Origin of the sequence: Glycomyces terrestris, from assembly GCF_003933745.1 — a bacterium.
GTDB classification, from domain to species: Bacteria; Actinomycetota; Actinomycetes; order Mycobacteriales; family Micromonosporaceae; genus Glycomyces; species Glycomyces terrestris.
Genome location: NZ_RSEB01000003.1, coordinates 71015 through 84892 on the forward strand (window position 1 = coordinate 71015; position 13878 = coordinate 84892).

15 protein-coding genes, 1 tRNA gene and 1 pseudogene are annotated in these 13878 nt (G+C 72.2%); 8 read left to right on the forward strand and 9 right to left on the reverse strand.

Annotation, left to right across the window (positions count from 1 at the left end):
- The first annotated feature begins 43 nt into the window (after positions 1–43).
- Positions 44–901, forward strand: coding sequence for a TatD family hydrolase (locus tag EIW28_RS24895; protein WP_232013984.1), 858 nt, complete (start codon positions 44–46; stop codon positions 899–901).
- Between the two features lie 384 nt (positions 902–1285).
- On the opposite strand, the pseudogene EIW28_RS24900 reads toward EIW28_RS24895, so the two are convergent.
- Positions 1286–2599: pseudogene (locus EIW28_RS24900) on the reverse strand (copper resistance CopC/CopD family protein); the annotation flags it as partial.
- Between the two features lie 69 nt (positions 2600–2668).
- Between EIW28_RS24900 and EIW28_RS10245 the strand changes: the two are divergent.
- A complete protein-coding gene (locus EIW28_RS10245; protein ID WP_125247641.1) occupies positions 2669–3412 on the forward strand; it encodes a DsbA family protein in 744 nt (247 codons plus the stop codon).
- A gap of 53 nt (positions 3413–3465) precedes the next feature.
- On the opposite strand, the gene EIW28_RS10250 is transcribed toward EIW28_RS10245, so the two are convergent.
- Genes EIW28_RS10250 through EIW28_RS10265 form a run of 4 tightly spaced genes read right to left on the reverse strand, consistent with a single transcriptional unit; the run spans position 3466 to position 6053 of the window.
- Positions 3466–4218: an energy-coupling factor ABC transporter ATP-binding protein gene (locus tag EIW28_RS10250; protein ID WP_232013922.1), complete on the reverse strand. Its 753-nt coding sequence runs from the start codon at positions 4216–4218 to the stop codon at positions 3466–3468.
- A complete protein-coding gene (gene cbiQ / locus EIW28_RS10255) occupies positions 4215–4976 on the reverse strand; it encodes a cobalt ECF transporter T component CbiQ (protein WP_125247642.1) in 762 nt (253 codons plus the stop codon). Before cbiQ ends, EIW28_RS10250 begins: the two co-directional genes overlap by 4 nt.
- A 28-nt stretch (positions 4977–5004) precedes the next feature.
- Positions 5005–5352, reverse strand: coding sequence for a PDGLE domain-containing protein (locus EIW28_RS10260; RefSeq protein WP_125247643.1), 348 nt, complete (start codon positions 5350–5352; stop codon positions 5005–5007).
- Positions 5349–6053, reverse strand: a complete 705-nt coding sequence (locus EIW28_RS10265) for an energy-coupling factor ABC transporter permease (protein WP_125247644.1) — start codon at positions 6051–6053, stop codon at positions 5349–5351. The genes EIW28_RS10260 and EIW28_RS10265 overlap by 4 nt, the downstream gene beginning before the upstream one ends.
- Positions 6054–6279: 226 nt before the next feature.
- Here EIW28_RS10265 and bcp point away from each other — a divergent pair, with 226 nt between their 5' ends.
- Positions 6280–6753 (forward strand): thioredoxin-dependent thiol peroxidase, encoded by a 474-nt coding sequence (bcp, locus tag EIW28_RS10270; protein WP_125247645.1) that lies wholly within the window; start codon positions 6280–6282, stop codon positions 6751–6753.
- A 91-nt stretch (positions 6754–6844) separates the two neighbouring features.
- Here the strand turns inward: bcp and EIW28_RS10275 are convergent, their stop codons facing one another.
- Together EIW28_RS10275 and EIW28_RS10280 are read right to left on the reverse strand one after the other, a co-directional pair.
- Positions 6845–7057, reverse strand: coding sequence for a hypothetical protein (locus EIW28_RS10275; protein ID WP_125247646.1), 213 nt, complete (start codon positions 7055–7057; stop codon positions 6845–6847).
- A gap of 69 nt (positions 7058–7126) precedes the next feature.
- On the reverse strand, positions 7127–8533 hold the full coding sequence (locus EIW28_RS10280; protein ID WP_125247647.1) for an aminotransferase-like domain-containing protein: 1407 nt from the start codon (positions 8531–8533) through the stop codon (positions 7127–7129).
- Here EIW28_RS10280 and EIW28_RS10285 point away from each other — a divergent pair.
- The gene (locus tag EIW28_RS10285) at positions 8532–9449 is read left to right on the forward strand and encodes a DMT family transporter (RefSeq protein ID WP_125247648.1); all 918 of its coding nucleotides are present in this window, start codon (positions 8532–8534) and stop codon (positions 9447–9449) included. The genes EIW28_RS10280 and EIW28_RS10285 overlap by 2 nt on opposite strands.
- Before the next feature lie 46 nt (positions 9450–9495).
- Here the strand turns inward: EIW28_RS10285 and EIW28_RS10290 are convergent, their stop codons facing one another.
- On the reverse strand, positions 9496–10146 hold the full coding sequence (locus EIW28_RS10290) for a hypothetical protein (RefSeq protein ID WP_125247649.1): 651 nt from the start codon (positions 10144–10146) through the stop codon (positions 9496–9498).
- A 407-nt stretch (positions 10147–10553) separates the two neighbouring features.
- On the opposite strand from EIW28_RS10290, the gene EIW28_RS10295 reads away from it, so the two are divergent.
- The 4 genes from EIW28_RS10295 (at position 10554) to EIW28_RS10310 (ending at position 13784) form a co-directional block, all read left to right on the forward strand.
- Positions 10554–10958 (forward strand): hypothetical protein, encoded by a 405-nt coding sequence (locus EIW28_RS10295; protein ID WP_125247650.1) that lies wholly within the window; start codon positions 10554–10556, stop codon positions 10956–10958.
- Entirely contained in the window at positions 10955–12676 is a 1722-nt protein-coding gene (locus EIW28_RS10300) for an alpha/beta hydrolase (protein WP_125247651.1), read from the forward strand. Before EIW28_RS10295 ends, EIW28_RS10300 begins: the two co-directional genes overlap by 4 nt.
- A gap of 80 nt (positions 12677–12756) precedes the next feature.
- Entirely contained in the window at positions 12757–13353 is a 597-nt protein-coding gene (locus EIW28_RS10305; RefSeq protein WP_125247652.1) for a hypothetical protein, read from the forward strand.
- A complete protein-coding gene (locus EIW28_RS10310) occupies positions 13350–13784 on the forward strand; it encodes a hypothetical protein (RefSeq protein ID WP_125247653.1) in 435 nt (144 codons plus the stop codon). The genes EIW28_RS10305 and EIW28_RS10310 overlap by 4 nt, the downstream gene beginning before the upstream one ends.
- On the opposite strand, the gene EIW28_RS10315 is transcribed toward EIW28_RS10310, so the two are convergent.
- Positions 13785–13866 (reverse strand) — tRNA-Leu (locus EIW28_RS10315).
- Positions 13867–13878 lie beyond the last annotated feature (12 nt).

Below are 13878 nucleotides of genomic sequence, written 5' to 3' on the forward strand. Positions count from 1 at the left end.
GATCCCCGGCCGGCGGGCGCGCGGGCCGTGGCATGGTTGACCCGTGTACCGATCCGAACCCGCGCCGGCGCCCGAGCCGCTCCCGTTCCCCATCGCCGACAGCCACACCCACCTCGACCTCGTCGACACGTTCGGCGCCGACGAGGAGCCGCCCGTGCCCGCACCCGACGCGCCCGAGGTCCTCGCGCGCCTCGACGAGGCCGAGGCCGCGGGGGTCGCGCGCGTCGTCCAGGTCGGCACCGACACCGCGTCCTCGCGCTGGGCCGCCGCGCTCGCGGCCGCCGACCCGCGCGTCCTGGCCGCCGCCGCCCTGCACCCCAACGACGCCCCGCGCCTGAGCGACCTCGACGCGGCCCTCGCCGAGATCGACGCGACCGCCGCGCTCCCGCGCGTGGCCGCGCTCGGCGAGACCGGCCTCGACTACTTCCGCACCGACGAGGCCGGCCGGGCCGCGCAGCAGCGCTCCTTCCGCGCCCACATCGAGATCGCGAAGCGCCGCGGCAAGGCCCTCGTCATCCACGACCGGGACGCGCACGAGGACGTCCTGTCGATCCTCGACGCCGACGGCGCCCCCGACCGCGTGGTGCTGCACTGCTTCTCCGGCGACGCCGCGTTCGCGAAGGAGTGCGCACGGCGCGGGTTCTTCATGAGCTTCGCCGGGAACGTCACCTTCAAGAACGCCCAGCACCTGCGCGACGCCGCCGCGGTCGCGCCGCCCGAACTGGTCCTGGTCGAGACCGACGCGCCGTTCATGGCCCCGATCCCCGTGCGCGGGCACCGGAACCACCCGGCCCTGACGAACTACACCGCCCGGTTCCTCGCCGAGCACCTCGAACGGGACCTCGCCGCCTGGTGCGAGCGCCTGTGGCGCAACACCGAGGCCGCGTTCGGCCCCTGGTAAGGACACGTCCACTGCGGCCTCGGCCGTCGCCGTCGCCCCCGCGGCGTCGATCAGCGTGAACGTGAAGACCCACCGGCCCGCCTCGCCGAGGTTCACCTCGCCCGCGAGGATGCCGGTGCGCAGCTCGATGAGGCGCAGCTCCTCGGGCTCCTCGCCTTCGAGGCCGTACGACGCCTCCCACTCGACGGCCTCGAACGCGGCCCCGCCGAGGTCGTCGGCGAGGATGCGCACGCTGTTGGCGCCCGGGCGGCCCGGCTCGAGCACGAGCTGGGCCGTGTACACCTCCGTGGTCACGAGCGTCGCCGTCTCCGTCGAGGCGCTCGCGGACGTCTCGGCCTCCAGCAGCGCGGTCTTCGCCGGGACGGCCTGCACGAGCACCGCGACCGCGCCGAGCACGACCGCGAGGAACACGGTCTCCGCGCCGGCCATGAGCCGCAGGCGCCGGCGGCCCTCGGCGCCGCGCACCAGCGCGCGCCGCGTGAGCAGGCCGATCGCGACGATCACCACGAGCACGCCGGCCTTGAGCAGCACGAGGCGCCCGTACCGGGTCTGCGTGAGCGCCTCGACCGAGTCGATGTGCAGCAGCGACGACGCGATCCCGGCGACGATCAGGTTCGCGAGGAGCCACGGCACCAGCGCGATCCACACCTCGGCGGCGCGGTCGGGGATCTCGGCGTCCTTGCGGCAGGCCAGGATCAGCAGCGCGAACACGCCGCCGCCCCACGCGAGCGCGGTCACCAGGTGGACCCAGTCGGCGATGAACGCGACGACGACCGGGTCGGCGGCCATGGGGTGCCCGGCGAGCGGCCAGGTCGCGCCGAGGGCGAGCCCGACGCCGGCGAGTCCGGCGACGACGGCCCGGCCCGAGGCGCCCTCGCCGGTGACGAGGGCGCGCATGAGCGGGAGCGCGAGGAGCACGAGGAGGAGCCGCAGGAGCGCGGCGAGGCCGATGTTCGACTGCATCACGGACTGGAGTCCGGCGGCGTCGAGGTCGGTGACCGTCGTGCCGGTCTCGTACGCGGTCTGGAGCGGGAGGCCGAGGACGGCGGTCATGGCGACGACGGCGAGGCCGAGGGCGACGAGTTTCGCGGCGGCCTCGCGGGGCCGGGCCCCCGCGACGAGGAGGACGCCGGCGCCGAGCGCGAGTGCCAAGGCGGCGTAGCCGAACCAGCGGTTGCCGTACAGGAGGGCCTGGACGAGCGGGTCGGTGCCGGCGGCGGTGAGCGCCTCCGCACTCGGGGCCTCGGTCTGGGTGACCACGGAGTAGGTGAAGGTGCCGGAGACGGGGTGGCCGTCGTCGGAGACGACGCGGTAGCCGACGAGGTAGGTGCCCTCCTGGTCGGCGTCGACGGCGATGGTGACGGTGGTGCCGTCCTCGCTGCGGACGACGTCGGTGTCGGCTCGGTCACCATCGGGAGCCACGACGCCGGTGCCCGCGTCTACGGGGGTGACTGGCTCGTTGAACTCGACGACGACTTCGCTCGGGGCCGCGTCCAGGACCGCTCCTGACGCAGGGCTGGTCTCGGTGGCGGCCGCGTGGGCCGAGGCCGCCGAGGCCCACAGGACTCCGATGAGGGCCGCCGCGAGCGACGACCAGGCGAGGCGGGCGGCGCGCCGCCGCCGGGGGGCCGCACCATGCCGGGCGGTGCGGGGACTCCGGGCGGAGGAGCGGCGTGGAGTGCGCAGACGGTACGTCATCGCCGCTGAGCGTACTCGAAACCGCTTCGTGAATCGAGTGTTGGACCTGAGAAAGGCTGAGCGAGGCACATGGGCGCATCAGAGCGGAAGACCGAGCGCAGGAAGGCCGCCGAGGCCCTGCGGAAGCAGCAGGCCGCCGAGGCCAGGCGCCGCAAGATCCTCCTGTGGGTCTCGATCGGCGCCGCGGTGGTGCTGATCGGGGGCCTCCTGGGGGTCGGCATCTGGTACAACGGCCGCGGCGACGACTACGACGTGAACGAGCCGGCCGCGGCCGTCACCGACACGTTCGGGGTGCGGGTCGGCGACGGGCCGGTCGAGGTCGACCTGTTCATCGACTACATGTGCCCGGCGTGCAACCAGTTCGAGTCGGCGTACGCGGCGAGCATCCAGTCGTGGGTCGACCAGGGCTCGGTCACCGTGAACTACCACCCGATCACGATCCTCGACCGGCTCTCGGCCGGTACCCAGTACTCGACGCGGGCGGCCGCGGCCGCGGTGTGCGCCGCCGACGCGGGCCAGCAGCAGTTCCTCGACTACACGGCGGCGCTGTACGAGCACCAGCCCGCGGAGAACACGACGGGCCTGACGGACGCGGAGCTGATCGCGATCGGCACCGACGAGGTCGGGCTGGACGCGACCTGGCAGTCGTGCGTGGAGGACGAGACGTACAAGGGCTGGGTCCAGGACGGCACGGCGTGGGCCACCGGCGACGGCGGCGTGACGGGCACGCCGACCGCGAAGATCGACGGCGAGGTCGTCGAGGACAACGCGCAGTTCGCCGACCTGGTTCAGGCCGCGATCGACGCGGCCTGAACCGCGGCGAGAAGGGGCGCGGCCGGTTCCGGCTGCGCCCCTTCGCCGTGCCCTCAGCGGCGGAGCGCGGCGAGGGCGGTCTCCAGGGAGAAGCCGAAGGGCAGTTCGAGCCGGTGGCGTTCCAGGAGCGCGGTGTCGGCGAGGATCGCGGCGGTCGGGCCGTCGGCCGCGACCCGCCCGGCGTCGAGGACGACCGCCCGGTCGCACAGCTGGAGCGCGTACGGCAGGTCGTGGGTGACGAGCAGGAGCGTCGGCGCGGTGCGGTGGAGGATCGCGGCGAGGTCGCGGCGGCTGGCGGGGTCGAGGTTCGCGGAGGGCTCGTCGCAGACGACGATGTCGGGCCGCATCGCGAGGACGCCGGCGAGCGCGGCGCGGCGCTGCTGGCCGACCGAGAGGTGGTGCGGGGGCCGGTCGGCGAGGTCGGCGAGGTCGACGTCGGCGAGGGCCTGGGCGACGCGGGCGGCGAGCTCGGGGCCGCGCAGGCCGAGGTTCGCGGGGCCGAAGCCGACGTCGTCGGCGACGGTGGGCATGAACAGCTGGTCGTCGGGGCTCTGGAAGACGATGCCGACGCGGCGGCGGATCTCGGCGAGGGTCTTCTTCTCCACGAGCGTGCCGCCGACGGCGACGGTGCCCGCGGTCGCGGTGAGGAGCCCGGCGAGGTGGAGCATGAGCGTGGTCTTGCCGGCGCCGTTGGGGCCGAGGATCGCGACGCGCTCCCCGGCCGCGACGGTGAGGTCGACGCCGTTCAGGGCCTGGTGGCCGTCGGGGTAGGCGTGCGTGAGGCCGCGGATCTCGAGGGCGTTCACAGGGCGGCCGCCGTCCAGGCGGCGAGCGCGGCGGCGGCCGCGGGGACGGCCATGGCGGCGGTCCACTGGCGGGCGCTGGCGGGCGCGGGGCCGATCTCGAGGGGGAGCCGGCCGGTGTAGCCGCGGGCGGCCATGGCCTGCCAGACGCGTTCGCCGCGTTCGAAGGAGCGGATGAAGACGGTGCCGAGGCTGCGGGCGAGGGCGCCGGCCTGCCACAGGAAGCGGGGGTCGTCGCCGCGGGCGAGGCGCGCGAGGCGCATCTGGGTGACCTCGGCGACGGTGAGGTGGGCGTAGCGGATCGCGAACGCGGTGATCTGGAGCAGGATCTCGGGGAATCTGAGCCGGGAGAGTCCGGCGAGGACGCCGGCGACGGGCGTGGTGGCGGCGAGGAGGAGCGCGGCCCACACGCCGAGGGTGGCCTTCGCGAGGAGGTTCCAGCCGGCCCACAGTCCCGGTTCGGAGACGGTGAGGACGCCGAGGTGGACGGCGGGGCCTTCGACCATGAACGGGAACGCGAGGGCGAGGACGAGGAACGGGGACTCGACGAGGCTGCGGGTGAGGACCCAGCCGGCGGGGACGCGCGCGACCGCGAAGAGGGCCGCGAGGAGGAGGGCGTGGACGCCGAAGGCCCACACCGCTTCCCGCGGGGTGGCGGCGATCGCGCAGGTGAAGGCGACGAGGCCGACGATCTTCACCTGGGGCCGGAGCCGGTGGAGCGGCGAGTCGCCGGGGCGGTGGAGGCCGTCGACGGCGTTCACGCCTGCTCCTTTGTGCGTCCGGGGGCGCTCACGCGCGCGCGTCGTCGGTCGGCGCGGGCTGCTTCCCGCGGGCGAGGAGCCGGAAGAGGCCGGTGGCGACGCCGAGGGTGAGGAGGACGCCGAGGACGCCGGCGAGGGACGCGCCGAGGATCTCGTTGTCGAGGAAGGCGATGCCGTAGTCGGCGAAGACGCCGCCGATCTCGTGCTCGCCGGCCGCCTGGAGGACGCAGGAGCCGCCGGTGATCTCGCCGTCGGTCGTCTCGCAGCCGGTGAGGAGCACCGATTCGAGGCCGTCGGGCGAGGCGGAGGCGAACAGGGAGACGAACCCGGCGAGGACGAGGGTGACGACGGTGCCGGCGATCAGGAGCTTCTTCATGCGGCGTCCTTCAGGGTGGTCGCGGGCCGGGCGAGCGGGGTGCCGCGGAGGGCGTGGACGAGGTCGGGGCGGGCGACGGCGACCGCGGTGACGGCGCCGGCGGTGATGACGGCCTCGCCGATGCCGACGAGGACGTGGGTGCCGAGGATCGCGGCGGTCATGGCGCCGAGGGACTGGCCGACCGCTTCGCCGCCGAGCCAGAACTGGAGGACGAACCCGGCGGAGGCGGCGACGACGCTGACGATCGCGGCGGCGAAGACGGCGGCACCGAGGCCCCAGCGGGTGCGCGGGAGGACCTTGAGCGCGAGGGCGAGGACGCCGGACGCGGTGAAGGTGGCGATGAGGGCCATGTTGACGACGTTCAGGCCGAGGGCGGTGACGGCGCCGTCGGCGAACAGGAGCGCCTGGATGGCGATGACGACGGTGACGCACAGCGCCCCGAGCCAGGGACCGAGGAGCGCGGCGGCGAGGGCGCCGCCGAGGAGGTGCCCGGAGACGCCGGCGGCGATCGGGAAGTTGAGCATCTGGGCCGCGAAGATGAACGCGGTGGCGAGGCCGGCGAGCGGGACGAGCCGCTCGTCGAGGCCGCGCCGGGCGGCGACGGTGCACCAGCCGACGCCGAGGACCGCGAGCAGGGCGAAGCCGAGCGACGTGGGCCCGTCGATGACGTCGGTCGGGATGTGCAGCGCGAGGTCGTCCACAAGCGCCTTCCTTATGTGTCCGGGGGGATTTTTTGGCGGCCGCCCTGCCGGATGCAAGGCGCCCACGCTGGAATCAACAACCCACCTTCGGGCTATTGCAATTATTTTGCAATAGTGCGGCGGAATCGTCAACCTGGACCCCGCCTGGTGGGACGCGCGCGCCGGACAGCGAGCGTCAAGCGTGCTCCCAGGCGATTGTCAGGGACGGAAGGTAGGGTTGCCACCTGTGAACGTACGACTTCAGGCCGGTGAGACGGCACCGGATTTCACGCTCGCCACGGACACCGGCGACACGATGACCCTGTCGAGCCTCCAGGGCCGCAAGGTGATCCTCTACGCGTACCCGCGGGCCATGACCCCCGGCTGCACGAAGGAGGCCTGCGACTTCCGCGACAGCCTCGCGAGCCTCCAGGCCGCCGGGTACGCGGTGCTGGGCATCTCGCCCGACGAGCCCGAGGAGCTCGCGAAGTTCGTCGAGCGCGACGGCCTGACGTTCCCGCTGCTGTCCGACCCCGAGCACAAGGTGCTCGAGGAGTACGGCGCGTGGGGCGAGAAGAAGAACTACGGGCGCACCATCACCGGCGTCATCCGGTCGACGTTCGTCATCGACGAGACCGGGAAGATCGAGTCGGCCCAGTACAACGTGAAGGCCACCGGCCACGTCGCGCGCCTGAAGAAGCAGCTCGGCCTCGACGACTAGGCCGCGCGGGCCCGCGCGCCGGGCAGCCGGATCCGACCGCTCAGGCCGCGGCATCGCCGCGGCCTTCGGCGGCGTCCCGGCCGGGTGGGGCTCAGGGCCGGCTCAGGGCCCGCTCGGGCCCGACCGCCCCGTCGATGCCGGCGAGGCGCCGGACGTCGTCCTCGCTCCCGTGCCGCAGGACCCGCTCGCGGGCGCGGCGGTACGTGTCGAGGAGCGCGGCCTGCTCCTCCAGCGGCAGCATCGCGGACCGCTGCACGGCCAGCGCCAGGGCCGCGACCCGGTCCACCTCGTTGACGGATCTCATGCCCCGAACCTCCGCGATCCAGTGGGCCGCAAGGCGAACGGAAGGTGAACGGGGGTCTGCGGGGCGGCCTCAATCGGCCCCGAGGGCGCGGCCGATGATGCGGGCGGCGTCGGGGAACGCGCCCGGGTTGGGGCCGGAGTAGTTGAGCCGCAGGTAGGCGCCGGTCGGCTCGGCGGGGAACCATTCGTCGCCGGGGACGACGAGGACGCCGGCGTCCTCGCAGGCGCGGGCGAGCGCGGGCAGGTCGGTGTCGTCGGGCAGGCGGGCCCAGAGGTTCAGGCCCCCTTGGGGGATCGCCTCGAGATGGGCCTGGGGGGCGTGCTCGGCGAGGCTCGCGACCATGAGGTCGCGGCGGGCTGCGAGCTGGTGGCGCAGTCCTTTGAGGTGGGTGCGCCAGGCGGGCTGGGTGACGACGTCGGCGGCGACGGCCTGGAGGAGGCCGCTGACGTACATGGACTCGGCCTGGGCGTCGGCGAGGATGCGGTCGCGGGCGGGGCCGCGGGCGATGACGGCGGCGACGCGGACGGCGGTGGAGACGCTCTTGGTGAGCGAGCGGACGTAGACGACGTGGCCGCCGTCGTCGCGGGCGGCGACGGGCCGGGCTTCGGCGGTGATGCCGAACTCGTGGGCCCAGTCGTCCTCGATGAGGAAGGCGCCGTGGGCGCGGACGACGTCGAGGACGCGGTCGGCGAGGCCGGTGGTCCAGCGGACGCCGGTGGGGTTCGCGAAGTTCGGCTGGGCGTAGAAGGCGCGGGCGCCGGTGCGGTCGAAGGCGTCGGCGAGGACCTCGGGGTCGGGCCCGTCGGGGCCGACGGGGATGGGGACGAGGTCGACGTGCTCCCTCGCGGCGGCGACGATCGCGCCCCAGAAGGTGGGCGACTCGACCAGGAGGGGCCGGCCGGGGCCGACGAGGACGCGGAACAGCGAGCTGAGGCCGGTCTGGCTGCCGGGGACGACGATGACGTCGCTCGGCGCGGGCGGGGCGGTGCCGGCGGGGGCGGCGTCGCCGAGTTCGGCGGCGAACCAGTGCTGGAGTTCGGGGAGGCCGGCGGCGGGCGGGCGGCTCATGGCCATGTCGCCGCGGGCGGCGCGCGTGAACGCGGCGCGCACCAGGCGTTCGGGGAGCAGTTCGCGGTCGGGGTAGCCGGAGTGGAGCGCGATGACGTCGTTCGGGGCGGTCTTGAGCGCGGTCGGCAGGCGCGGGACGCGGGCGGGCGGGGCGCCGAGGGCGGCGGTCTGCCAGCGGTAGTCGCTGGGCCTGGCGGTGCGGACGGCCCGGGTGAAGGTGCCGACGCCGGGGCGGCTCTCGAGGAGCCCCTGGGCGGCGAGGGCGCGGAGGGCCTTCTGGACGGTGACGGGGCTGGCGGTGAACTCGGCGACGAGTTCCCGGGTCGAGGGCAGTCGCGTGCCGGGCGGGGCTTGGTCGATGCGTTCGCGGAGGGCCGCCGCGATCCGCGCACTGCTATCGTTGAACATGAGAGACAACAGTAGCGCTATCGTCCTGGAGGCGCCACCGCTATCGCGGTCCCGGGCGGGGCTGTGGTGGGGCCTGCTGGGCGTGGCGGCGTTCTCGTTCACGCTGCCGTTCACGAGGATCGCGGTCGAGGGCATGTCGCCGCTGTTCATCGGCGCGGGCCGGGCGGTCATCGCGGCGGTGCTCGCGGCCGGGGCGCTCGCCCTCACGCGCCAGCGGCTCCCCACCCGCGCGCAGTGGCGGCGGCTCGTGTTCGTGGCCGCCGGCGTCGTCGCCGGGTTCGGCCTGCTGACCTCGTTCGCGTTGGAGCACACGTCGGCGAGCCACGGCGCGGTCGTGGTCGCGCTGCTGCCGGCGGCGACCGCGGCGACCACCGTCCTGCGCACCCGCGAGCATCCGCCGCGGCGCTTCTGGCTCGCGGCCGGCGCGGGCGCCGTGGCCGCGGTCGCGTTCGCGGCCTTGGGAAACGGGGGCTTCGGGCGCCTCGGCTGGCCCGACCTGCTGCTGTTCGCGGCCGTCGCGGCGGCCGCGGTCGGCTACACCGAGGGCGGCCTCCTCGCGCGCGAACTCGGCGCCTGGCAGACGATCTCGTGGGCCCTCGTCCTCGGCGCCCCGGTGATGACGGCGGCGACCGCGTACGCGCTCGTCCAGGAGCCGGTGTCGGCCACGCCGGTCCAGTGGGGCGCGTTCGCGTACCTGGCGGCGGTGAGCATGTACCTCGGGTTCTTCGCCTGGTACCGCGGCCTGGCGCTCGGCCCGATGGCGCAGGTGAGCCAGGTGCAGCTGGTGCAGCCGGTCATGACGATCGCATGGTCGGCACTCCTCCTCGGCGAGCCCCTCGGCCTCCCCACCCTCCTCGGCGGCCTCGCGGTCGTCGCCTGCGCGGCCCTGGCGGTGCGGTCCCGCCTGCCGCGATGAGCACGGCCCCCGCCGGGAGGAGCGGGGGCCGTGGTCTCACTGGCGCTTAGTCGTTCTCGAGGGCGTGCCAGACCGGCTCGGTGTCGAAGTCGGCCACGAACGCGGCGATGTCCTTCGCGGACGGCAGCGAGCCGTCTTCGCCCTCGCCCCACCAGGTCCAGCCGGCGGAGCCGTCGGGGAAGAAGGCCGCGGCCTCGACGTAGGTCCCGTCGGTGGTGTAGGCGACCACGGTGCCGTCGGCGAGCGTGCGCTCCTTGCACTTCGTGTCGCTCTCGCGGCAGTGGAGGAGGTAGTGCATGTCGAACTCCCCGCCGTCCGACACGTCCTGGATCCCGGGGGTGACCCCGCCGGGCAGGTAGAGCGCGGTCTCGAAGCCCTCGCCGGTCTCCTCCACGTAGAAGTCGGCCCGGAACTTGCGCTGCACGGGCGTCTCGTTGACGCCGTCGATGAAGTAGTTCTGGAGCCGCACCGACTCCAGGCCGCTCGTGAAGGTCCGGTCCTCGAAGTGCTCGGCGAGGAGGGCCTCGGTGTCGGCCTGGGCCTCCGCGGTGAACTCGTCCCTGACGAAGTCCCACTGCTCGGAGTACTCCCAGCCCTCCTCGGGGATCTCGGTCCCCTGCGCGGACGCGGCGGTGGCCGGAAGGAACACCGCGGCGGCCGCGACGGCGGCGACGGCGGTGCGCTTGACTGCGGACATAGAGAACACCTCTCGGTAGCACTTGCCACTGGACTCGAAGGACACTATCGAACAATGCTCGCACCACGGTAGGTACTTGAGCGATTCATTCCATTTCAGACGATCATGCAACCGCCCCGCTCCCCCGCAGCGTCAGTCCTCATACGCCCGGAGCCACTCGAAGGGTTGCCCGCCCTCACCAATCGGTACGGCACGAGCGAAGCCGCAAGCACGCCAACCCAATCGAGGCGCCTCCCAGACCGGGCAGAGTCGACAAACCGAGCGGATCACAACATGTTGCCCGAATATGGCATCATGAGCTGACCCTTGGTAGCCGTTCCCGCACCGGCCGTGCCTCAACGGCGAGGCCAATTCCCGCCCGGTGCTCTTGCAGGCGACACGCCCGGTTCAAGCCCCAGGAGATCCCCATGAGCGAGTTCAGCATCTCGCCCGAACACGTGCGCGCGGGCGCGCAGGCCCTCTTCGCCGTCTCAGAGGCGATCTACGAATCGATGAAGCTGGTCGCCGACGACACCGCCAAGCTCGACGGCACCGTCGAGGCGGCGGGGTTCACCGGCATCAGCGAGTGCATCGAGGCCTCCAGGGCCTGGGAGGGCGACTGCATCGCCGTGCACCGCGCCGACATCGAGGAGCTGGCGATGAACGCGGCCGTCTGCGCGGAGACCAGCCAGGAGGTCGACGGCGACGTCTCCTCCGCATTCGGCCAGTACACCGACGCCTACTTCCCCGACGGCCGCACCGCGCCGGCTCCGGAACGCCCCGGTCCCGACCCGTCCGCGCAGCTGCCGCGCGGCGAACGCGTGGCGGTATGACCGTGCCGATCACCTACAGCCTCCTGCGGAAGGCGGACTTCGCCGCGCTCGAAGCGGTCGCTGAAACCTGGATGAACCTGTACGCGACGCTGGACGACCAGGCCGTGTCGCTCGTCGGCCTCAAGAGCAAGGACGACTCCGCATTCGGCACCGACCACTGGGAGGGCCCGTCCAGCGAAGCGGCTCGCGACAAGATCCGCGACCTCGTGCTCGCCCTTGACGAACGCGCCTCGGCGGCTCGGCGCGTCTCCGTGGCCATCGCCGTCGCAGTCGAGGAGTTCAAAGGCGCCCAGGCTGATCTGAACGAGGTCGTCGCCGAGATCGACCGCGAGCGCGTCGCTCTGACCGAGGCCGGCTCGGTCATCCCCGACACCTCCCGCGGCACCGACAACGTCTCGTACGCCGAGGGTCTGAGCTCCCGGATCTCGGCCGCCCTGGAGCGAGCGGCTGAAGCCGACGAGGCGCTCAAGGCCGCGATCGGCGTCTGGGCCGAGACCTTCAGCGAATCCGAGCGCCTCGGCCTCGTCCACGAAGCCGCCGACGAGGCGGACGAGCTCCAGGACCTCATCGACGCGGGCGCCTCGCCCGAGCGGATCAACGAGTGGTGGAACGGTCTCAGCGAAGCCGAACGCCTCGGCATCCTCGAAGGCGACCCAGCCCTCATCGCCGGCCTCGACGGCGTCCCGACCGACACCAGGGACGCCGCCAACCGCAGTCTCCTCGAAGCCGAGCTCGACCGCTACAGCCCCACGCTCGACCAGGACATCGCCGATGTCCAGGAGCGCATCGCCGAGATCGAGGGGAACTGGAGTGAGATCGTCGCCTCCGGTGACCCCGGCGAGAGCGCCGAGGAACTCGAGCATCTGAGGGATCGGCTTGCAGCGCTCGAGGACGAGCGCGCCACCAGGGACGAACTCGTGAACCTGCAGGATGCGATCTCCGGTCAGGCGCGAACGGGCCAGGAGTACTTCCTGCTCGGATACGACTCGGCTGAAGACGGCAAGGCCATCGTGGCGGTCGGCAACCCCGACACTGCCGACAACACCGTGGTGTATGTGCCTGGAACTGGCGGCGACCTCGATGGCGCCAGCGGCAATGACCTCGCCCGTGCGGAAACGATGGCGCTGGACGCGTCTCAAGTCCCCGGAAGCGGTGAGACGGCGGTCTTGGTGTGGATGGATTACGACGCACCGAACCATCCCCTCGCGAATTCTCCGAGCCTGTCCTACGCCGAAGACGCTTCAGCGCCGCTGGCCTCTTTCATGAGCGGTCTCGAATCGACCAACCGCGATCCTGAGGAAAACACGACCACGGTGGTAGGCCATTCCTACGGGACCACGGTCATCGGCCAAGCCGCAAGCGAGCACGGGCTGGCCACCGACCAGATCGTCGCGGTCGCCAGCCCTGGAATGACCGTCGATCAGGCCAGCGAACTCGGCATCGATCCCGAGGACTTCTACGCCACGACCGCTCCGGGCGACATCATCCACGCGGCGGCCGAAAGCGGCAGGCTCGGTGCCGACCCGACGGACACCGGCGTCAACTGGGACGGCCGGCAAACGGGTGTTGACTGGGACGGCTTCGGCGGCAACACCTTCGACAGTGATGCTATGGGGTCGGACCCGATCGAAATCCACTCGAACTATTGGGATGCGAACAACCCCGCCAGGATCAACATGGCACTGATCTTCACCGGCAATGGAAAGGAAGCCACGTGACGCAACCGTCGAGCTGGGGTAGAGCGCTGACGGCATGCGTCGCCGCGCTGACAGCCATAATCATCGGAGGATGCTCAAGCATGTCGCAGGAACTGCCCGAACTCGAGTTCGACCTCGGCGAAGCCTTCATCCGCATGGACGAAGCTGTCGCCGAGACCATCGAAGGGCTGCCCGACTTCCCGGGCTTTCAGACCCGCACCACGCTCAAACTCGACTGCCCTGTGGAGGGACGTGAATCATACGAGATCAACTATAAGTTTCCTGAGCACACCATCGGCTCCGACCTGGTGACCAGAGAGTACTTCTCGGTGCTGAAAGCGCACTGGGCCTCGCTCGGATGGGAGGTGCACGGGGAACGCGACGACGCCGACGGCAACATCTCCGACATCCAGGCGACCCGGCCCGACGGCGTCAACGTCTGGTATTCCAACCTCCTCGGACAGGCGATCATCCATGCTCAAGTAGCGTGCGTCAGCCCCGAAGGCGAACCGGTGTGCGGACCTCCGCTCGGCGGCGTCACTCCCGAGAACGACAGCACGAAAGACTGCATCGTCAAGGAGCCCGAGGAGTCCGCCACCGAGACGACTGATGCCATCGCGCCTTTCGGGGACGTCCAGGCTGCCCCGGTCTCCTTCCCGGGCGGCTGGGGGCGGGTGACACGCCTCGGAACGTCATGACTTCCGACGACGCCGACCCGCCGGGTCCGCTGTCGCCGCCTGCGGCGGTCTCGGCGCTGACGGTCTTGGCAGCGATGCACGCGGTGATCAGCCTGCTGCGAGGCCTTTCGAACGCGGACTGGATCTTGCTGAGCATGGTGATGGAGCGCTGGCCCGTGACCTTCCTCCTCGGGCTGCTGACGCCGGCGGTTCCGCTCCTGTACTTCGCGGCGTTCGTGACCTTGACGTCCGAGTCCAGCTGCGCCCGTGCGCTCACCGGGTCGGCAGTCGCCGCCGCGCTCGCTGAGACGGCGATCCTGGGGAGCTTCGGGTGGGTGGGGACCATGGGGGCCGTGTTGGGGACGGCCATGCTGGCGCTCACGGCGCTGGAGCTGATGCTGCTGCTCCATCCGGCGACGACCCGCTGGGCCAGGTCCACCAAGCCTGGATAGTGCGCGAGGTGGGACTTGAACCCACACGTCCGAGGACACAGGAACCTAAATCCTGCGCGTCTGCCAGTTCCGCCACTCGCGCGAAGCGGGACGC